General features: G+C 60.2%; 13 protein-coding genes. 7 read left to right on the top strand and 6 right to left on the bottom strand.

The window, feature by feature from the left end; genetic code table 11:
• Positions 1 to 25: 25 nt before the first annotated feature.
• The 4 genes from ACMG4M_RS00805 (at position 26) to ACMG4M_RS00790 (ending at position 7316) form a co-directional block, all read left to right on the top strand.
• Complete coding sequence (locus tag ACMG4M_RS00805) at positions 26 to 1657, top strand: fatty acid--CoA ligase (protein WP_272974648.1); 1632 nt, start codon at positions 26 to 28, stop codon at positions 1655 to 1657.
• A gap of 664 nt (positions 1658 to 2321) precedes the next feature.
• Complete coding sequence (locus ACMG4M_RS00800; RefSeq protein ID WP_272963012.1) at positions 2322 to 3443, top strand: efflux RND transporter periplasmic adaptor subunit; 1122 nt, start codon at positions 2322 to 2324, stop codon at positions 3441 to 3443.
• Complete coding sequence (locus tag ACMG4M_RS00795; protein WP_414430530.1) at positions 3440 to 6544, top strand: efflux RND transporter permease subunit; 3105 nt, start codon at positions 3440 to 3442, stop codon at positions 6542 to 6544. Before ACMG4M_RS00800 ends, ACMG4M_RS00795 begins: the two co-directional genes overlap by 4 nt.
• Before the next feature lie 106 nt (positions 6545 to 6650).
• On the top strand, positions 6651 to 7316 hold the full coding sequence (locus tag ACMG4M_RS00790; protein WP_414430529.1) for a M48 family metallopeptidase: 666 nt from the start codon (positions 6651 to 6653) through the stop codon (positions 7314 to 7316).
• A 107-nt stretch (positions 7317 to 7423) separates the two neighbouring features.
• On the opposite strand, the gene ACMG4M_RS00785 is transcribed toward ACMG4M_RS00790, so the two are convergent.
• From ACMG4M_RS00785 to ACMG4M_RS00775, 3 genes are all read right to left on the bottom strand, one after another.
• A complete protein-coding gene (locus ACMG4M_RS00785; protein ID WP_011590014.1) occupies positions 7424 to 7627 on the bottom strand; it encodes a cold-shock protein in 204 nt (67 codons plus the stop codon).
• Positions 7628 to 7824: 197 nt separating this feature from the next.
• Positions 7825 to 8709 (bottom strand): D-hexose-6-phosphate mutarotase, encoded by an 885-nt coding sequence (locus ACMG4M_RS00780; protein WP_414430528.1) that lies wholly within the window; start codon positions 8707 to 8709, stop codon positions 7825 to 7827.
• Positions 8710 to 8945: 236 nt separating this feature from the next.
• Positions 8946 to 10319: a WS/DGAT/MGAT family O-acyltransferase gene (locus tag ACMG4M_RS00775; RefSeq protein WP_035245665.1), complete on the bottom strand. Its 1374-nt coding sequence runs from the start codon at positions 10317 to 10319 to the stop codon at positions 8946 to 8948.
• Between the two features lie 490 nt (positions 10320 to 10809).
• Between ACMG4M_RS00775 and ACMG4M_RS00770 the strand changes: the two genes are divergently transcribed.
• On the top strand, positions 10810 to 12408 hold the full coding sequence (locus tag ACMG4M_RS00770) for an isocitrate lyase (protein WP_272963008.1): 1599 nt from the start codon (positions 10810 to 10812) through the stop codon (positions 12406 to 12408).
• A gap of 334 nt (positions 12409 to 12742) precedes the next feature.
• Here the strand turns inward: ACMG4M_RS00770 and ACMG4M_RS00765 are convergent, their stop codons facing one another.
• The 3 genes from ACMG4M_RS00765 to ACMG4M_RS00755 form a co-directional block, all read right to left on the bottom strand.
• Positions 12743 to 14557: an acyl-CoA dehydrogenase C-terminal domain-containing protein gene (locus tag ACMG4M_RS00765; RefSeq protein WP_035245662.1), complete on the bottom strand. Its 1815-nt coding sequence runs from the start codon at positions 14555 to 14557 to the stop codon at positions 12743 to 12745.
• A 386-nt stretch (positions 14558 to 14943) separates the two neighbouring features.
• A complete protein-coding gene (locus ACMG4M_RS00760; protein WP_414430527.1) occupies positions 14944 to 15753 on the bottom strand; it encodes an SDR family NAD(P)-dependent oxidoreductase in 810 nt (269 codons plus the stop codon).
• A 123-nt stretch (positions 15754 to 15876) separates the two neighbouring features.
• Positions 15877 to 17577, bottom strand: a complete 1701-nt coding sequence (locus ACMG4M_RS00755; RefSeq protein WP_035245658.1) for a potassium/proton antiporter — start codon at positions 17575 to 17577, stop codon at positions 15877 to 15879.
• A gap of 274 nt (positions 17578 to 17851) precedes the next feature.
• Here ACMG4M_RS00755 and mnmG point away from each other — a divergent pair, with 274 nt between their 5' ends.
• Positions 17852 to 19747, top strand: a complete 1896-nt coding sequence (mnmG, locus tag ACMG4M_RS00750) for a tRNA uridine-5-carboxymethylaminomethyl(34) synthesis enzyme MnmG (RefSeq protein ID WP_335625972.1) — start codon at positions 17852 to 17854, stop codon at positions 19745 to 19747.
• The gene (gene rsmG, locus ACMG4M_RS00745; RefSeq protein WP_035245652.1) at positions 19744 to 20376 is read left to right on the top strand and encodes a 16S rRNA (guanine(527)-N(7))-methyltransferase RsmG; all 633 of its coding nucleotides are present in this window, start codon (positions 19744 to 19746) and stop codon (positions 20374 to 20376) included. The genes mnmG and rsmG overlap by 4 nt, the downstream gene beginning before the upstream one ends.
• The last annotated feature ends 23 nt before the right edge of the window (positions 20377 to 20399 follow it).

Here is a 20399-nt window from a genome sequence, read left to right as displayed (position 1 = left end):
AGAATAACAAGGTAACGGAGCCACTATGAGCAGTAACCTCACCATCCAGCGCACCCCTTCCGCCGTGGAGCCGCCGCTGGTGATCAACCGTATTCTCGAAGCGGGCGTGCAAAAGGCGCCGGAACAGACCATCACCTACGGCGACCGGGATTTTACCTACCGGGAATTTGAAGAGCGGGTGCATCGTCTGGCTGGCGCGCTGGCCGCCCAGGGCATCAAGCCCGGCGATACCGTGGCAGTGATGGACTGGGACACCAACCGTTACCTAGAAGCGTTCTTTGCCATCCCCATGATGGGCGCGGTGCTGCACACCGTGAACGTGCGCCTGAGCCCGGAGCAGGTGCTCTACACCATCAACCACGCCGAGGATGATGCCATCCTGGTGAACAGCGAATTCCTGCCGATCCTGGAAGCCATCAAGGATCGCATCGAGCCGGTGAAGACCTACATCCTGCTCGACGACGATGGTGTAAAAAGCAGCGATGCGCTGCCCCTGGCCGGCGAATACGAAGAGCTGCTGGCCAAGGCACCGGCCCGCTTCGAGTTCCCGGAGCTGGACGAAAACACCCGCGCCACCACCTTCTACACCACTGGCACCACCGGCCTGCCCAAGGGCGTGTACTTCTCCCATCGTCAGCTGGTGCTGCACACCTTCGCCGGCCGCTCCTCCATGGCCGGTGTGGGTCAGGGACGTTTCAACGAAGACGACGTCTACATGCCGATTACCCCCATGTTCCACGTGCATGCCTGGGGTATTCCCTACATGGCCACCCTGATGGGCGTGCAGCAGGTGTATCCGGGTCGTTACGAGCCGGCCTCCCTGCTCAAATTGCTGGTTACCAAGAAGGTCACCTTCTCCCACTGCGTGCCCACCATCATCCAGATGTTGTTGCAGGCGGAAGCGGCCAAGAGCATCGACCTGAGCGGCTGGAAAGTGATCATCGGTGGCTCCGCCTTGCCCAAGGCTCTGGCCATGGGCGCGCTGGAGCGCGGCATCGATATCTACACCGGCTACGGCATGAGCGAAACCTGCCCGCTGCTGACCCTGGCGCAACTGACCCCGGAACTGGAAAAGGCTGACCTGGAAACCCAGGCGGACTACCGCACCCGCACTGGTCGCCCGGTGGCCATGGTGCAGCTGCGTATCGTCGATGCGGAAATGAACGACGTGCCCCACGACGGCAAGAGCCAGGGCGAAGTGGTAGTGCGTGCCCCGTGGCTGACTCAGGGCTATCTCCACGACAAGGAAAAATCCGAGGAGCTGTGGGCCGGCGGCTGGCTGCACACCGGTGATGTGGCGGTGATGAGCGAGGATGGTTGGCTGAAGATCGTCGACCGCATCAAGGACGTGATCAAGACCGGCGGCGAGTGGGTGTCCTCCATCGACTTGGAAGGCATGATCCTGCAGCACGCCGGCGTCGGCGAATGTGCCGTGGTCGGTGTGCCTGACGAGAAATGGGGCGAGCGCCCGGTGGCACTGGTGGTCAAGAATGGCGACGCGGACGAAGAGGGTATCAAGGCCCTGATGGCCGATTACGCCGACAAGGGCATCATCAGCCGTTATGGCATCCCCGACCGCGTCATTTTCGTGGATGAGCTGCCGCGCACGTCTGTGGGCAAGCTGGACAAGAAGAAGATGCGCGCCGAAATGGTGTAGTGTCTCCACGGCGTCACACTACTTAGAAGCCCGCCTCCCGGCGGGCTTTTTATTGGCGAACAAAGCAGGTCATGATCAAAAGCCTTTTCACCACAGAGGGCACTGAGCACACAGAGGCAAAGAAGATTTATCGTGGAGTAGAGTGAAAATGGCTGCTGTACCAACTTGCTGGAGATGGTGGTTGTGGTGCAGTTCGCCTTGAGCTCAGTGCACCCTACGCAATCTGTGGCGGTGGGCAGGGATTCAGATCGCAGGTGCTGTCATCCGCCAGGCGAGCAAATTTGCGATAAACAAAAGAACTGGGTTTTCTCGGTGTGCTCTGTGCCCTCTGTGGTGAAAGTGCCGTTGCTTTTCCGCTCCTACGGCAAGAATCTGCGCGTAAACTGAATTTCCTTCATAATTGCCTGTCACTTTAACCTGGACCCGTGATTTCAGCGTGGATGAATGGCGTAAGATTTTGTTGTCACAGGGGATTTTCTGAAGAAGCGTCGTATCAGGGAATACGATCGACTGAAGAAAATGTTCTGTGGCGGCAAAGGCTTCCGTCAGGCGCCGCGATGAAGTCACGGATCCAGGTTTTACGCTCCCTCTACAAATTGCTTGCATAATTGGGCGCTAGACTTCCCCTACGGCTTGTTGTGAATCATATATCTTGGAGACGTTCATGAAGCGGATTATCGCCGCCCTGATTCTGGTGGTGCTGGTAGGTGCTGGCCTCTGGTGGGCCCTGGCGCCGGCGCCGGCACCCATGGGGCAGCGTCCGCCCACGGTGGTCAACCTAGCGCCGAGTATCGAACGTTCCCTGTTTGATCGGGTGGAAGCGGTGGGTACGGCGCGGGCCGCCCAGGCAGTGACCATCCTTACCGAAGTCCCCGGCCGGGTGGCGAAGATCCATTTCCGCCAGGGGCAAAAGGTGGAACAGGGTAAGGTGCTGGTCACTCTGGATGACCGCAATGCCAGCGCCGAGCTGGCGCGCAGCGAAGCGGAATACCAGCGCGCGCTGAATGATTTCCAGCGCGGCCAGAAACTGGTCAAGAGCCGCGCTATTTCCCAGTCCGAAGTGGATACCTTCCGCACCACCCTGGATGGTGCCAAGGCCAGCCGCGATGCCGCCCGGGCCAATTTCAACGATCACACCATTCGCGCTCCCTTTGCCGGCGTGGTGGGGTTGCGTCAGGTGGATGCGGGTGGCTACCTGCAAACCGGCGATGCCATCACCACCCTGGATAATCTGGGTTATATCGAAGTGGATTTTCAGGTGCCGGAACGCTACCTGGCCCGGCTGGTTTCCGGCCTGCCGGTGCAGGCTCGCAACGAAGCCTTTCCGGATCAGGTGTTCGAAGGCAACATCACCGATCTGGATTCCCGGGTCAGCACGGCCAGCCGCAGCCTCACTGCGCGGGCGCGGCTGGAAAACCCCCAGGACCGGATTCGTCCCGGGCAATTCCTGCGCGTGTCCGTGCAGCTGGCCGAGCGCGATGCCCTGCTGGTGCCCGAGCAATCGATCATTACCCAGGGGGCGCAGAGCTATGTGTTCACCGTCACCGCGGACAACACTGCCGAGCGCCACCCGGTCACCCTGGGTGGCCGTCGTGACGGCTGGGTAGAAATCACCAGTGGCCTGACCGGCAAGCCGGACGTGGTGGTCAACGGCCATTCCCGTCTGGGCAGCGGCCAGGCGGTGCAGGTGCTGGATAACCCGGAGGCCTTGCTGCCGGGCCAGCGGGCCCTGCTGAAGCCTGCTTCGCCGGACGCCGATAAGGCGGACAGCGAGGCCGCTGCATGATTCTTTCCGATATCTCCATCAAGCGACCGGTCTTCGCCACGGTCATCAGTCTGTTGATTGTGGTATTCGGCATCAGCGCCTTGATGAAATTGTCGGTGCGCGAATACCCGGACATCGATCCGCCGGAAGTGTCTATTTCGGTGGACTATGCTGGCGCCGCGCCGGAAGTCATTGATACCCAGATTATCCAGGTGATCGAAGGGGCCGTGGCCGGGGTGGAAGGGGTGCGCAAGATCGAATCGCGCAGCCGGCTGGGCTCCGCCCGTACCAGTGTGGAATTCAATCTGGACCGGGATGTGGACGTGGCGGCCAACGACCTGCGTGACGCGGTGTCGCGGGTGCTCAACCGTCTGCCGGAAGAAGCGGACACCCCGGTAATCGCCAAATCCGACGCCGATGCCCGGCCCATCATCTGGGTAACGTTGACCAGCAGCACCCTGGCGCCCGAGGAACTCACCGACTTTGCCGAGCGTTCCCTGGTGGATCGTTTCGCGGTGCTGGACGGGGTGTCGGAAGTCTTTATCGGCGGCGTACGCCGCTACGCCATGCGCGTCTGGCTGGACCGCCAGAGCATGGCCGCCAACCAGGTCACCGTCACTGATATCGAACAGGCCCTGCGCAGCAACAATGTGGAGTTGCCCGCCGGGCGCCTGGAATCCCAGTCCCGTGCCTTTACTGTGCGTGCCGATAATCGTCTGTCCTCGGTGAATGAGTTTGAGGATCTGGTGGTGCGTCGCCAGGGCAATTACCTGCTGCGGGTGGGCGATGTAGCCCGGGTGGAGCTGGGCGTGGAAAGCGATGACACCGTGCTGCGTGCCAACGGCGAGACCGCCATCGGCCTGGGTATCATTCGCCAGTCCAAGGCCAATACCGTGGCGGTATCCGATAACGTGCAGGCAGAAATCGAGGCGGTGAAGAGCAGCTTACCGGCGGATATCAGCCTGGATGTGAACTACGACGAATCCCTGTTTATTCGCGCCTCCATCAAGGAAGTGCTGGTCACCCTGGGTATTTCCGTGGCGCTGGTGATCGCGGTGATCTTCGCCTTCCTGGGTAATCTGCGCGCTACCCTGATTCCGGCGGTGACCATTCCGGTATCGATCATTGGTGCCTTTATCGGCCTGGGCATCATGGATTTCTCCATCAACGTGCTCACCCTGCTGGCGCTGATCCTGGCCATTGGCCTGGTGGTGGACGATGCCATCGTCATGCTGGAAAACATCCAGCGGCGCATTGACGAAGGGGAAACCCGGTTGGTGGCCGCCTATCGCGGTGCCCGCCAGGTGGCCTTTGCGGTGGTGGCCACCACTCTGACCCTGGTGGCGGTGTTCGTGCCGATTTCCTTCATGGGCGGTGACGTGGGTCGGCTGTTTGGCGAGTTCGGCTTTACCCTGGCCTCGGCGGTGATCATCTCCAGCATCGTCGCTCTGAGTCTGGCGCCCATGCTCTGTTCCCGCTGGCTGCACCGGCACAGCGTCAAGGAACTGCAAGGCGAGGGCAATGCCTTCGAACGTGGCCTGCAAAAACTCAACAACGGCTATGCCCGCAGTCTGGCGGCGGCCTTGGGTAAACCCTGGCCGCTGGTGGTGGGCTGCGTGGCCCTGTGCGTGGTGGCGTTGCTGGTATTCCGGGGTTTGCCCCAGGAACTCGCTCCCACCGAAGACCGGGGTGTCTTTATTATCCCCGCGTCAGCGCCCCAGGGTTCCACCGCCGAATACAGCCTGCATCATGTGAAGGAAGTGGAAAACATCATGGCGCCGCTGGTGGAAAGCGGCGAGGCGGAACGGGCCCTGTCCATCGTCGGTTTTCGTGGCGTCACCGAACGGGCCTTCAGTATCGTGCGGCTCAAGGACTGGGGCGAGCGTGACCGCTCCCAGCAGGAGATCGTCAATGAAGTGCGGGGCAAGCTGTCCCAGGTGGCGGGCCTGCGTGCCTTTGCGGTGAACCCGCCAGGGCTGGGCCAGAGTGCCTTTAACCAGGCCCTGGAAGTGGTAGTGGCCGGGCCGGACTACGATCAGGTGTTGGCCTGGAGCGAAACACTGATGGAGGCCATGGAGGAGAATCCGGGGCTGACCAGTATTGATACAGATTTCGAGCAGACTCAGCCACAGTTGGACGTGAAGCTGGACCGGGAGCGTGCGGCGGATCTGGGCATCACCGCTACCGATGTGGGTCAGACCCTGCAAGCCATGTTCGCCACCCTCACTGCCTCCACCTATGTGGATCGAGGCCGTGAATACGATGTGCTGCTGGAAGCGGAAAAACGCAACAGCCAGGGCCCGGACGATGTGTTGCCGATTTATCTGCGTGCAGCCAACGGCGAGCTGGTGCCGTTCTCCAGCGTGGTGGAGCTAACCACCACCGGCGATGCCCCGGAGCTGCGCCGGGTGGACCGGCTGCCCGCCATCACCCTGTCCGCCAACCTGGCGGATGGCTATGACCTGGTGTCCGCCATGACCTATGTGGAAGACCAGGCCCGTGAACGCTTGCCCCTGGAAGCGCGCATTGGCTACAAGGGCATGGCCGAAGAACTGCAGGAATCCGCCGCCGCCATCCTGGTCACCTTTGCGCTGGCGTTGGTGATCGTGTTCCTGGTGCTGGCCGCCCAGTTTGAAAGCTGGATCCATCCGCTGATCATCATGCTCACCGTACCCCTGGCCCTGGCCGGGGCGGTGCTGGCGATCTGGGTCACCGGCGACAGCCTGAACATTTACAGCCAGATCGGCATGATCATGCTGCTGGGGTTGATGGCCAAGAACGGCATTCTCATCGTGGAATTCGCCAACCAGTTGCGCGACCAGGGGCTGGCGGTGAAAGAGGCGGTTTACCAGGGCGCCATCGTGCGCTTCCGCCCGGTATTGATGACCGGCGTCTCCACCATCTTCGGTGCCATCCCTCTGGTGCTGGCGACCGGTGCCGGCGCGGAAAGCCGCTTCACCATCGGCGTGGTGATTCTCGGCGGCTTGCTCTTTGCCACCGTGCTGACACTCTTTATTATTCCGGTGTTGTACCAGTGGCTGGCACCCTATGCCTCGTCGGCGGATGCAGTGAAGCAGCAGCTGGATAAAGAGATGGCAGTGAACGAAAGCCAGGATGGATAATCCGTAGGAGCGGCGCTTGAGCCGCGAACCGAGCGTAACGAGGAAGGCTTTCCCAAGTACGGTTCGCGGCTCAAGCGCCGCTCCTACAGAACGCTCTACAGGAACCATGACCGACTACGAACTGATCCGCAGCAAACGTCGCAGCCTGGAGCTGCGTGTGCTGGAAGATGGCCGGGTGCAGGTGCGGGCGCCGCAGCGGGCGTCGTTGCGCATGGTGCAGGCGTTTGTGGACAGTCGCAGCCAGTGGATTCGTAGTCAGCAGCAGCGCCAGGCCAGCCGGCCTCGCCAGCGTTGGCAGGATGGGGCGTCATTTCCGTTCCGGGGACAGCCGCTGACCATGGATGTGTCAGCCGGGCGCAGCGCGGTGGCCGTGTCCGGTGGTTACCTGCAGATTCGGGTAGCGGACCCGGACAGCGAGGCGGCAGTGCAACAGACGCTTGAAGGCTGGTTGCGCAAGCAGGCACGGTCCCTGTTCGAAGATAGCATCACCCGCCAGTTTTCCTGGTTCGCCAGCCAGGGTTATTCGCGGCCGGCATTGCGGGTGAAGAAAATGCGTACCCGCTGGGGATCATTGTCGGCCAAGGGGTACATCAACCTGAACATGGCCTTGCTGCAGTACCCGCCGGCAGCGCTGGATTACGTGGTCATGCACGAGCTGTGTCACCTGCAACACATGGATCACGGCCCCGGCTTCCACGCCCTCATGGACGCCCGCATGCCCGACTGGCGCCAACACAAACAACTCCTCGACCAACCGTTCTATCAACCCTGATGATGGATGTCGCCGTAGGAGCGCCGCTCCTACGGCAATAAGAGGGCAGGGGAGCAGACATAAAAAAAGCCCGCCGAAGCGGGCTTTTTTCTTGCTAATGTAATCGCTTATTCAGCAACTACGTTAGCGGCCTGCGGACCTTTTGGGCCCTGCTGGATCTCGAAGGAAACCTTCTGACCCTCGGCCAGGGTTTTGAAGCCTGAGCCGGTAATTGCGCTGAAATGAACGAATACGTCCGCACCACCATCGTCCTGAGAAATGAAACCAAAACCCTTGGACTCGTTAAACCACTTCACAGTACCTGTAGCCATGTGAATCTATACCTCGAAACTATTTACTTTGAGTGTTGCTTGCAAACCATGTTGGGCGGTGTTCGGAGACAACTTCAGCTTCACGCAGGGAAGACAATTACCAAACTAATCCACTGCCATAATTCGCAGCCATTTCCGACTTTACCCTCCTTTTTTGGCGAGCACCACCCCTTTTTTATGGACGCTTAAACCGGCAGTTATAACGCCGTTGTCACAAAGCGAACCGCCATGCTGTGTTGCTCGCCAGGGCCCAGCAGCAGGGCGTTGTCGAGGACACGGGCGGTTTCAATACAGAGCATTCTTTGCCAGGCATCGCCGGCGAATTGTGTCAGACGACGACTTTTGTCGACCCAGGGATTCCATACCACCGCGGAGCGACTGCCGGAGGCCGACAGGGTCAGCCGACGCTGCCAGCCGGGGTCATCAATATGCAGGGTGTCGGGAAGCTGTAGATACAGCCGGTCGGTCTCACCGACAACAGTCAGCGGGCCTTGCTGGCGATGGGGTTGCCAGTCATCCAGCGCGTCCACATAGGGGCAGGTGTCCAGGCCATATACCGTTACCTGTCGGGAGTCTGATACCGCGAAGTAACTGTGCAGAGCCTGGCTGATCCATACCGGCGTGTTGCCATGGTTATGGTTGTTCAGCGCCAGGCTCAGGCCATCGTCCAGGCGCACGGTCAGGGTGGGCTCCACGGGGGGCAGGGATTGCCGGTCGGCCTGGTCCGACAGGCCGAAGCGCAGAGTGATGCCGTCGGCCTCTTCCTGGCTGTGTAGACCCCAGGGCTGCTGACGGACCAGGCCGTGGGCGGGAGGCTCTGTCAGCGCATATTGCTGGCGGATCTTTTCCGGGTTGAAATCCAGGCCACCGAACCAGGGCCAGCACACCGGTACCCCGCCACGCACGCCCTGGCCGCGGTGATACGCCGCTTCCTCACTGAGCCAGATCAGTGGATGCTCGCCATCCCGCTGATACTCCAGCACCTGGGCGCCCTGTTCGGCAATCACCAGGGTCTGGTTACGGTGGCGAATTTCCCAGCAGGCCAGGTCGCCGCGGGTAATCTGTTTGATGGTTGCTGTCATGCCTTCTCCGCGAAATGTAGGAGCGTAGCAACGAACGCAGGTCGGCCCGAAGGGTGCACGAAGTGCATAAACCCAAAACCTGAAAGATGGATTTACCACAGAGGACACAGAGATCACTGAGGAAAAGACGGGTTTTCTCTGTGTACTCTGTGGTGAAAGTGCTTTTGATTCTGGTCTTTTATCGCGTCGCCTACTCGCGGAGCACAGAGTGCGACGCTCCTGCGGTGGAGGCGCGGTTATTTTATCCCCGCCGCAATCTCCAGCTCACGGATGGACTGCTCCAGATAGTCCAGCAAGCGCTGCATGGAAGGCAGGGTACGACGGCAGGCGATCAGGCCGAATTCCAGCTGATCCTGATAGCTGGTCAGGGTGATGTTCAGGGCGATGCGATCCAGCACGATGGACACCGGATACATGCCTTGAAGCTGCGCGCCATTCCAGTACAGCGGTTCCTTCGGCCCGGGCACATTGGAGATCACCACGTTAAAGGCTCGCCATTTTGGCGCCAGCCCGGTGAGCAGGTTGAGGCCGGTGGGGGCCATGGTCAGGGCGGTGAAGTTGAGGATTTCCTCCGGGCTCATCTGCGAGAAGCGCTCTTTCGCTTCCTGTACCGAGTCGTGTACCACCCGCAACCGGTTGGCCGGATCACAAATGTGGGTGCCCAGGTTGGCCAGGATCATGCCGATCTGGTTGCCGCCAGCGCTGTCATCCTGGCGCAGGCTCATGGGCACCATGGCAATCAGCGGCTCGTCGGGCAGGGCGTTCTGGCTGATCATGTACTCACGCAGGGCATGGCCGCACATCGACAGTACAACCGTATTGACTGTACAGCCGAAGGCCTTGGCGATGACTTTCAGCCGCGACAGCGAATAGCTCTGCGCGGCAAAACGGCGTGATCCGGTAACGGTCTGGTTGAGTACGGTGTCCGGGGCCTGGAAGATGGACACATAGTTCTCATCTTTTTTGGCCTTCTGGCTCACCTTGTAGATCTCGCGGGCGAGGCCTGGCACGGTGGCGGCTTGTTTGCTTAGGCCTGCGCCAAGGCGCGCCAGGCTGGACGCCACATCCACCGGGCTGCTGGGTAGGGAGCGGCTGCGTTTTTTCGGCTCATAGGCCCACACCGGCGGCAGTTCCCGCTCCTCCGGATCGGTGGACAGGGCGCGCATGCCCATGCGCATGGCAGAGATACCATCCACCACGGAATGGTGAATCTTGGTGTAGAGGGCGAACTGGCGACCGCGGATACCCTCGATCAGATGGGCTTCCCACAGCGGCCGCTCCCGGTCCAGCAGGTTGGAATGCTCGGCCGACACTAGCGACAACAGCTCACGGATGCGGCCCGGCTTGGGCAGGGCCTCGTGGCGGAAGTGATGATCGATGTCGAAGTGCTTGTCCTCGGTCCAGTAATATTGGCCCAGGCGACGAGTCAGTCGCTGGTTGAATGGCGCCACCGGGGAGCAGTAGTCGCGCATGTGCTGAGCGAGCTCGCTGACATATTTCGGGCCTGCATCTTCCGGGAAGGAAAACAGCTGCAGACCGGCTACATGCATGGGCTGCTGGCGTTTTTCCAGCCACAGGAAAAGTTGGTCCACCGGACTAAGCGCTTTCATAGGTTCCCCTTCGTCATTTTTATCTCCCTGAACACAACTGTTACCTGAAATGGCAATGCACTCTCCATGCCAGCTGTGCAGGAAAGATCATAGTAGCAAAGCCCCATTCGGGTCACTGTGTGCAAGGTGTAAATTGGCGGGCGATGCGGTAAATGCCGCTGGCTGTCTCATTGATGAGTGGCAGTGTGTTCAGGAAAATGGAGGTTCCTATCCACCTTGAAGGCCGGGTTGCGTGTTGGCAAGTCAGGTTCGAGATCGCCCGGATTCATGCCGGCGCAGGTCCAATCTGGCGGCCAATCAGAGGCTCGGGCACTACGAAATACGCCTTACATTCACCAGGAAAATACCGAACATAGATCATATTGATTATGTTTATGGGTCTACTGCCTCTAGAATGCGCCGCATCGGTAGACCGGCATGTGTCCGTCTGGCATGAGCAGGGTTGCCCCTCCCGGTATCGATAAACCAATTTGTTAATCAGAGGTTCACCATGTCATACACCAAAGACATCGAAGCACTGAGTTCTGTGGTTGGTGCCAACAGCACCTGGAAAGATATCAACCCGGAATCTGCTGTTCGCATGCGTCTGCAAAACCGTTTCAACACGCATCTGGACATCGCCAAGTACAACGCCAAGATCATGCGTGAAGACATGGCGGCCTATGACAAGGACACCAGCAAGTACACCCAGTCCCTGGGTTGCTGGCACGGCTTCGTAGGTCAGCAGAAGCTGATCTCCATCAAGAAGCACTTCGGTACCACCAAAGGCCGTTACCTGTACCTGTCCGGCTGGATGGTTGCTGCGCTGCGCTCCGAGTTCGGTCCGCTGCCTGACCAGTCCATGCACGAGAAGACTGTTGTTGCTGACCTGATCCGTGAGCTGTACACCTTCCTGAAGCAGGCTGACGCCTGGGAACTGAACCACCTGTTCCGTGCTCTGGACGATGCCAAAGAAGCTGGCGACGAAGCCAAGCAGAAAGACATCATCAGCAAGATCGACAACTTCGAAACTCACGTTGTTCCGATCATCGCTGACATCGACGCTGGCTTCGGTAACCCGGAAGCTACCTACCTGATGGCCAAGCAGCTGATCGAAGCTGGCGCGTGCTGTATCCAGATCGAAAACCAGGTTTCCGACGAGAAGCAGTGTGGTCACCAGGACGGTAAAGTAACCGTTCCTCACGCTGACTTCCTGTCCAAGATCAACGCCGTACGTTACGCGTTCCTGGAACTGGGTATCGACGACGGTGTAATCGTTGCCCGTACCGACTCCCTGGGTGCTGGCCTGACCAAGCAGATCGCTGTAACCAACGAGCCGGGCGACCTGGGCGACCAGTACAACGCGTTCCTCGACGGTGACGTGGTTGAATCTGCTAGCGACATCAACAACGGTGACGTTGTGATCAAGTCCAACGGCAAGCTGCTCAAGCCGAAGCGTCTGGCTTCCGGCCTGTTCCAGTTCAAAGCCGGCACTGGTGTTGACCGTGTGGTTCTGGACTGTATCACCAGCCTGCAGAACGGCGCTGACCTGCTGTGGATCGAAACCGAGAAGCCCCACGTTGGCCAGATCGCAGACATGGTTAACCGTATCCGCGAAGTGGTGCCGGACGCCAAGCTGGTTTACAACAACAGCCCGTCCTTCAACTGGACCCTGAACTTCCGTCAGCAGGTATTCGATGCCTGGGAGAAGGAAGGCAAAGACGTATCCGCCTACGATCGCGATCGTCTGATGAGCGCCGACTACGACAGCACCGAGCTGGCTGAGCTGGCTGACGAGTGGACCAAGAACTTCCAGCGTGATGCGTCCCGTGAAGCAGGTATCTTCCACCACCTGATCACTCTGCCGACCTACCACACTGTTGCTCTGTCCACCGACAACCTGGCTAAAGGCTACTTCGGTGACGAAGGCATGCTGGCCTACGTTGCAGGCGTTCAGCGTAAGGAAATCCGTCAGGGCATCGCTACTGTGAAGCACCAGGACATGGCCGGTTCCAACATCGGTGATGACCACAAAGAGTACTTCTCCGGCGAAGCAGCACTGAAAGCTGGCGGTAAAGACAACACCATGGGGCAGTTCGAGAACACCTAATTCTCGATAGATTCTGGTAAGTCTTAAAAGGCGGCCCCCGAAAGGGGGCCGTTTTTTTTGTGCCGGAAAAACCCATCTCCTTTTCAAACCCGCCGTAGGAGCGCCGCTTGAGGCGCGAACTGAGCGCAGCGAGGCGACAAACCCATCCAGACGCGGACGAGTATTTCTGGAGAAGAGCGGGCGTGCCTTACTCGCTGCGCTCGGTTCGCGCCTCAAGCAGCGCTCCTACAGGGGCTATGTGATCGCGTATCAGAGTTGGCCACAAAAAAAGGGCGACCCGAAGGCCGCCCTTTTTTTGCGTCTGACGTCCGTGTTGCGACGTCCGACCTTCTCCTTACTCGTAATCGAAGGAGAAGTGTTCCGGCTTCAGCTGCATGGTGCTCTTGGTCGGCTTCAGCGCGGCATCCGCGTGGGCCTTGGCAGAGGGCAGCATGCGATCGAAGTAGAACTCGGCGGTGGCCAGCTTGGCCTGGTAGAACTCCGCCGGCTCTGCGCCGCCATTTTCCAGCTTGTCCTGGGCAACACCGGCTTGCAGGGCCCAGAAGTAGGCCATCATGGCGTAGCCGCTGTACATCAGGAAGTCGTAGCTGGCGGTGGAAACGATATCGCGGTCCTTGGAGGCCACCAGCATGATGCGGGTAGTCAGGTAGTTCCACTCGGCGGCGATCTTCAGCAGCTTCCAGGCGAACGGACGCAGCTTGGGATCACGCAGGTTCTTGGTGCCGAAATCCACCAGCTTCTTGCTGAAGTCACGAACACACTTGCCCTTGGTCAGCAGCAGTACCTTGCGGCCTAGCAGATCCAGTGCCTGGATGCCGGTGGTGCCTTCGTACAGGGTGGAGATGCGCGCGTCACGGACGATCTGTTCCATGCCGTGCTCTTTGATGTAGCCGTGGCCACCGAATACCTGCATGCCGTCGTTGGCCACTTCCAGACCTTTCTCGGTCAGGAAGCCTTTCAGGATCGGGGTCAGGAAGCCCAGCTCGTCATCCCACTTCTGGTACTCTTCATCGTTGTCAGCCTGGGCTGCGCTGATCATCTTGTCCGCGTATTGGGCGGCGAAGTAGATCATGGCGCGACCGCCCTCGGCGATGGCCTTCTGCTTGAGCAGCATGCGGCGTACGTCACCGTGGTGAATCAGGCTGTCGGCGATGGCATCCGGCTCTTTCTTGCCAGACAGAGCGCGCATGGACTTACGCTCCTTGGCGTAGGTCAGGGCACCCTGATAGGACAGCTCGGCGTGAGCCAGACCCTGGATGGAGGTACCGATACGCGCGGTGTTCATGAAGGTGAACATGCACTCCAGGCCCTTGTTCTCGGGACCGATCAGGAAGCCGGTGGCTTCGTCGAAGTTCATCACGCAGGTGGCGGACGCCTTGATGCCCATTTTCTTTTCCAGGGAACCACAGTGCACACCGTTATCTTCACCGATCTTGCCCGGCAGGTACTTGGGCACGATGAACAGGGAGATGCCGCGGGTGCCTTTCGGCGCATCGGGCAGGCGGGCGAGAACGATGTGGACGATGTTCTCGGTCAGGTCGTGCTCACCGGAAGAGATGAAGATCTTGGTACCGGAAATCTTGTAGGAGCCATCTTTCTGCGGCTCGGCCTTGGTTTTCACCTGGCCCAGGTCGGTACCGCACTGCGGCTCGGTCAGACACATGGTGCCGCCCCAGGTACCTTCGGTCATGGGGACCATGTAGTCCTGGAGCTGCTGCTCGGAACCGTGCATCTGGATGGTGTTCATGGCACCCATGGACAGGCCCGGGTACATGGTGAAGGACCAGTTGGCGGTGGCCATCATTTCGGACTTGATCAGACCCAGGGACGCGGGCAGGCCCTGGCCGCCGAATTCCACCGGGTGGCTGAGACCCTGCCAGCCGCCGGCCACGAACTCGTCGTAGGCTTCCTTGAAGCCTTTCGGCGTGGTCACCACACCGTCTTCAAACTTGCAGCCTTCTTCGTCACCGCTCTGGTAAAGGGGCGCGAGGGTGTTTTCACACAGCTTGGCCATTTCGCCAATAATCGCTTCGACCATATCCGGGGTGGCTTCTTCGCCTTCCGGGAAAGTCTTGTAGTGGCTTTCGAAATCGAGCACTTCGTTCATCAAAAAGCGCATATCGCGCACGGGAGCCTTGTAAGTCGGCATAACAGTTACCCTCGTCAGGCAGAAATCGATTCAACTGTCAGTAACGGACAGCGCAACAGGGCGGGCATTGTTCGGCAATTCAAGCGCAAACACATTGACTGTCAAGGCGGGCGCGGGCGGGCGTTAGGGTGAATGGGCGTTCACGGGATGTTGAGCTTCAAGTAACCACAACCCTTTCTACGAAGCCGCTGTAGGAGCACCGCTTGAGGTGCGAACCGAGCCACAGCGAGGAAATCGTTGCCGTTCCTCGCCTTGCTCTCAGAAAACCGTTCCCGCAACGCCAACACCAAGATCGCCCTTCGGCCGATTCCGCACTGCGTGCGGTTCGCCATGCAAGCATAGCTCCTACAGCGGCTACGTAGTCAGGGGGTTTTTATAGTTGGACGTTATTTCTTTCCTTTCCAGCTATACATAGACGTGGACACCCCGGTCCGTCGCGCCACTTCGTCCCAGATGCCCTGGGGGAGCAGGGCTTTCATCAGTTCCACGGACTTGGCCATGGGCGGTTCGATGACAAAGGCGTCTTTCTTCTGCATGCCCCGCATGATGCTTTTCACCACCTTCTTCGGGGTCAGCATGGGAGAGAACAGCGGCGTCTTCACGCCGTCGAACATGCCGGTGGAGATATAGCTGGGGCAAACGCTGGTGACGTGCACATGCTTGATCTTGCGTACCGCCAGTTCCAGCCGAAGGGACTCCGAGAAGCCCACCACCGCCCATTTGCTGGCCGCATAGGTGCTGCCGTAGGGCAGGCCGATAAAGGCAGAGGCACTGGCGATGTTGACCAGGAAAGCCTCGCTGGCCTGAATCAGGTCTTCCAGGAACGCATGGGTAGTGGCCATCAGGCCTTCGCTGTTCACCCGGAAGGTGTTCAGGTGCTGTTCCAGTTCGACGGTCTCAAACTCGCCACCGAACACCACGCCGGCATTATTGATCAGACCGGTGATGGGGCCGACCTCCGCATGAAGCTTGTCGCGGAATTTGGCGATGGAGGCGATCTTGCTCACATCCAGTACATAGGGGTGCGCCTTGCCACCGGCTGCCTTGATGCGATCGGTGACTTCGCGAGCTGCACTGATGCGCCGGGCGGTAACGATCACTTCTGCGCCCTGTTTGGCAAATTCCTCCGCCATCAGGGCGCCAATGCCGGCACCGGCGCCAGTGATCAGAATGCGATGATTATCAAAACGGGCCATGAGTCATCCTTGTGTGAGTCAGAGATTCAGTGAGGAGTTGCGAGTAACGAGTTTCGAGTTGCGAAAAGCCAAAACGGTTTTGCTTTTCGAAACTCGCTTCTCGCAACTCGACACTTACATGTCTTACCCCGGCAGCTTCAAGCCGACCAGCACCACCTTGCCATCTTCCACCGAGCGGGCCCGCAAGCGCAGGCCGCTGACACGAACCGTATCACCGACCACGGTCTGCTTCCCGACCTGTTTGGTGAACATCTCGGCCACGGTGAGCCCCTGCCAGAGGGGCGGCGGTGCTTCCACACCATAGATGGCTATCAACTGCGCCACCGGCGTCTTGCCGAGCACGGTGAAATCGCCGTAATAGCGTTTCTCGTCGTTGCTCATTTTGTGGCACAGGTCGGACAGGGCGGACTTGTGGGACAGGGGCGCGAGCCAGGCGATCAGGTCGCCGGCTTCGATATCCGGGTTGTCACTGAGGCTGAGCACTTGCTGGTTGCGATACAGGATCAGCGGGGTGCGTTTGTCCTCGCTCAATTCGCCCAGTGGCTTGCCCACGGCCCGGGCGCCGGCCTCGACCTCGAACTGCATCAGATAACGATCACGGGGGGCGGCCAGCGGGACGGTCTGTTTGGGTTCGGTGGTGGGCGGCACCGACACTTTCAGTTTGCGCGCTACATAGCGCAGGCTGGCGCCCTGGCCGAGCAGGGAAATCAGCACCACCACCAGGGTGATATCGAACAGCAGGTAGGTCTGCTCCACTCCGGCCAGCAACGGGAACACCGCCAGGACAATGGGCACCGCGCCGCGCAGGCCGGTCCAGGCGATAAAGGTTTCCTCGCGCCAGGTAAAACGGAACGGCAGCAGACTTACCCACACGGCGATGGGGCGAGCCAGCAGCATCAGGAAGGCGGCGACCGCCAGGGCCCAGGGCAGGTTTTCGGTGAGCCGGGACGGCGTCACCAGCAGGCCAAGGATCAGGAACATGCCGGACTGGGCCAGCCAGGCCATGGAATCCATGGCCTTGAGCACGTTATCACCGGTACCGCCACGGCGATTTCCCGCCACCAGGCCGGTGAGATAGATGGCCAGAAAGCCGGAGCCACCCACCAGGTTGGTGAGGGCAAACACCATGGCGCCACCACTACACAGCAGCAGGGCATGCAGGCCTTCGTTGCTGCGCACCCGTAACAACAGCTCACTGATCACCGCACCCAGCAGCAGGCCGAGCAGGGCGCCCAGGCCGAACTGTTGCAGCAGAGTCCAGAGCATGCCGACACCCCAGTCGGCAGCGGGGTCCACCAGCAGCCCCACCAGCATCAGGGTGATAAAGATGGCCATGGGGTCGTTAAGGCCGGATTCGATCTCCAGGGTGCTGGCCACTCGTTCATTCAGCGTCACCCCGGCGCCCTTGATCACGCTGAATACTGCCGCCGCATCGGTGGAGCCAATAATGCCGCCCAGCAGCAGCCCCACCCGCCAGTCCACGCCCATCATCCAGGTGGCAAAGGCGCCCACCAGGGCGGCGGAAATGGCGACGCCAAAGGTGGCCAGGCTGAGTGCCGGCTTCAGACCCAGCCTGAAGGTACTGAGGCGGGTACGCAGGCCGCCGTCGAGCAGGATGACCGCCAGGGCAATATTGCCGATTACATAGGCGGTGGAGAAGTCATCGAACTGGATACCGCCGATGCCGTCCTCGCCGGCGAGCATGCCCACCACCAGGAAGATCAGCAAAGACGGCACCCCGAACCGGGCACTCAGGGAGCCCAGCAGCAAGCCGGTAAACATCAGGCCGGTGCCGATAAGAAGAAACAGGTTCAGAGAGTCCAAGCGGAATCCATGCCAAGAGAATCAGGGTTCTATAGTAGAATAGCTTACACGCAACGCGCTGCGCGCTACATGACGGGACGATGATCTTTGCGTAGGAGCGGCGCTTGAGCCGCGAAGGGCATTGGGAAAGTGTTCGCGAGCAGGTTCGCGGCTCAAGCGCCGCTCCTACGGTAAATCGCGTGCGCGGAGCTTGCAGCGTGTGAGGTTGGCATTATACTAGCGCGCCCTTCTGGCTATATTTTGAACAGCAGACCCCTGCAAGGCGAGTGTTGAGATGGATTTTTCCCAGCGATTTGGCGTGATTGTGATCGGCGGCGGCCATGCCGGCACCGAGGCGGCGTTGGCGTCCGCCCGCATGGGCGTCTCCACCCTGCTGCTGACTCACAACATCGAAACCCTGGGTCAGATGAGCTGCAACCCGGCCATCGGCGGCATTGGCAAGAGTCATCTGGTGCGCGAAATCGACGCCCTGGGCGGCGCCATGGGCCGGGCCACCGATAAAGGGGGCATCCAGTTTCGCGTACTCAACGCTCGCAAAGGTCCGGCGGTGCGCGCTACCCGCGCCCAGGCGGATCGGGTCCGTTACAAGGCTGCCATCCGCGCCACCCTGGAAAATCAGCCCAACCTGACCCTGTTCCAGCAGGCCGTGGACGACCTGATCGTGGACAACGGTCGCTGTGTGGGGGTGGTCACCAATATGGGCCTGCGCTTTGTGGCCGATGCGGTGGTGCTCACCGCCGGTACCTTCCTGGGCGGCGTGATTCATATCGGCCTGGATAACCACCAGGGTGGCCGTGCCGGCGATCAGCCCTCCAATGCCCTGGCCCGCCGCCTGCGCGAACTGCCGTTCCGCGTCGACCGCCTGAAAACTGGCACGCCGCCGCGCATCGACGGCAAGACCGTGGATTTTTCCGTGATGCAGGAGCAGTGGGGCGACAGCCCGTTGCCGGTGATGAGCTACCTGGGCAAGGTGGAAGAGCACCCGCAACAGGTGTGCTGCTATATCACCCACACCAATGCCCAGACCCACGACATCATCCGCAGCGGTTTTGATCGCAGCCCCATGTTCACCGGGGTTATCGACGGGGTCGGGCCGCGCTATTGCCCGTCCATCGAGGACAAGGTGAACCGCTATCCGGACAAGGACAGCCACCAGATCTTTGTGGAGCCGGAAGGGCTGGATACCCACGAGCTGTACCCCAACGGCATCTCCACCAGCCTGCCGTTCGATGTGCAGCTGCAGGCGGTGCGCTCCATTCGTGGTTTCGAGAATGCCCATATCACCCGTCCGGGCTACGCCATCGAATACGACTATTTCAATCCCCAGGATCTCAAGCACAGCCTGGAGACCAAGCACATGCCGGGCCTGTTCTTCGCCGGCCAGATCAATGGCACCACCGGTTACGAAGAAGCTGGCGCCCAGGGGTTGCTGGCGGGCCTGAATGCGGCGCGGTTAAGCCAGGAGAAAGAGGCCTGGACGCCCCGCAGGGACGAAGCCTACATCGGCGTGCTGGTGGATGACCTGATCACCATGGGCACCCAGGAGCCCTACCGCATGTTCACCAGCCGGGCGGAATACCGCTTGCTGCTGCGTGAAGACAACGCCGACCTGCGCCTCACCGAAAAAGGCCGTGAGCTGGGTCTGGTGGACGATGAACGCTGGGCCGCCTTCAATGCCAAGCGCGAGGGCATGGTGAAAGAGGAACAGCGCCTGAAAAGCACCTGGGTGCAGCCGAAAACGCCCCAGGCCGAGGCGGTGAACACCCTGATCGAGAAGCCGCTGACCCACGAATACAGCCTGTTGGATCTGCTCAAGCGCCCGGAGTTGAGCTATGCCACCCTGGCGGACGCGGTGGCGCTGGAAGACCGTCCGGACGCGGCGGTGATCGAGCAGATGGAAATCCTCGCCAAGTATGCCGGCTATATCGACCGTCAGAGCGACGAAATCGAGAAGCTGCGGGCGGCGGAAACCACCCGGCTACCGGACGACTTCGATTATGGCCAGGTGAAAGGCCTGTCCAACGAGGTGAAGCAGAAGTTGGGGGATATCCGCCCCGAAACCCTGGGTCAGGCCGGCCGGATTCCCGGGGTCACCCCGGCGGCGATTTCCCTGCTGATGATCTATCTGAAGAAACACCAGCACCAGCAGAAGGCGGCCCAGCAGGCATGAGCCTTTCCACAACCTTATCCGACACCCTGGCCCGGGGCGTCGATGCCCTGGGCCTGTCCCTCAGTGATGACCAGCAGCGCCTGCTGCTGGCGTACGTGGACCTGCTGGTGAAGTGGAACCAGGCCTACAACCTCACCGCCATTCGCGATCCGGCAGAGATGGTCACCCGTCATCTGCTCGATTCCCTGGCGGTGCTGCCCTACGTGGCAGACACCGACACCCTGGACGTGGGCACCGGTGCCGGTATACCAGGGATTATTCTCGCCGTATCGCGGCCGGATCAGGCCTTTACCCTGCTGGATTCCAACGGCAAGAAAACGCGCTTCGTGCGCCAGGCCCGCCGTGAGCTGGGGCTGGATAACGTGGAGGTTGTGCACGCCCGCGTGGAACAGTACGGTAAGAGCCCATCACAGATAATTTGCCGTGCCTTTGCCTCCTTGTCGGACATGCTGGCACTCATGGCGCCGATAATTACCGATAATACCCGGGTACTGGCCATGAAAGCGGCCAGCACAGAGCGGGAATTGGCGACCATGCCGCCGCACTGGCAAGGCAACCACCATAGTCTGAACATTCCCGGGCTCGATGAGCCCAGGACACTGGTGGTGGTACAACAGCGCAGCGATTGAAGGCCATCTCAGTGGCCTCCATA

The sequence above is a fragment of the Alcanivorax sp. IL3 genome, from assembly GCF_047495465.1.
Taxonomy (GTDB): domain Bacteria; phylum Pseudomonadota; class Gammaproteobacteria; order Pseudomonadales; family Alcanivoracaceae; genus Alcanivorax; species Alcanivorax jadensis.
The sequence above is the reverse complement of the archived record's forward strand: the minus strand, read 5'-3'. Positions and strand labels throughout refer to the sequence as shown.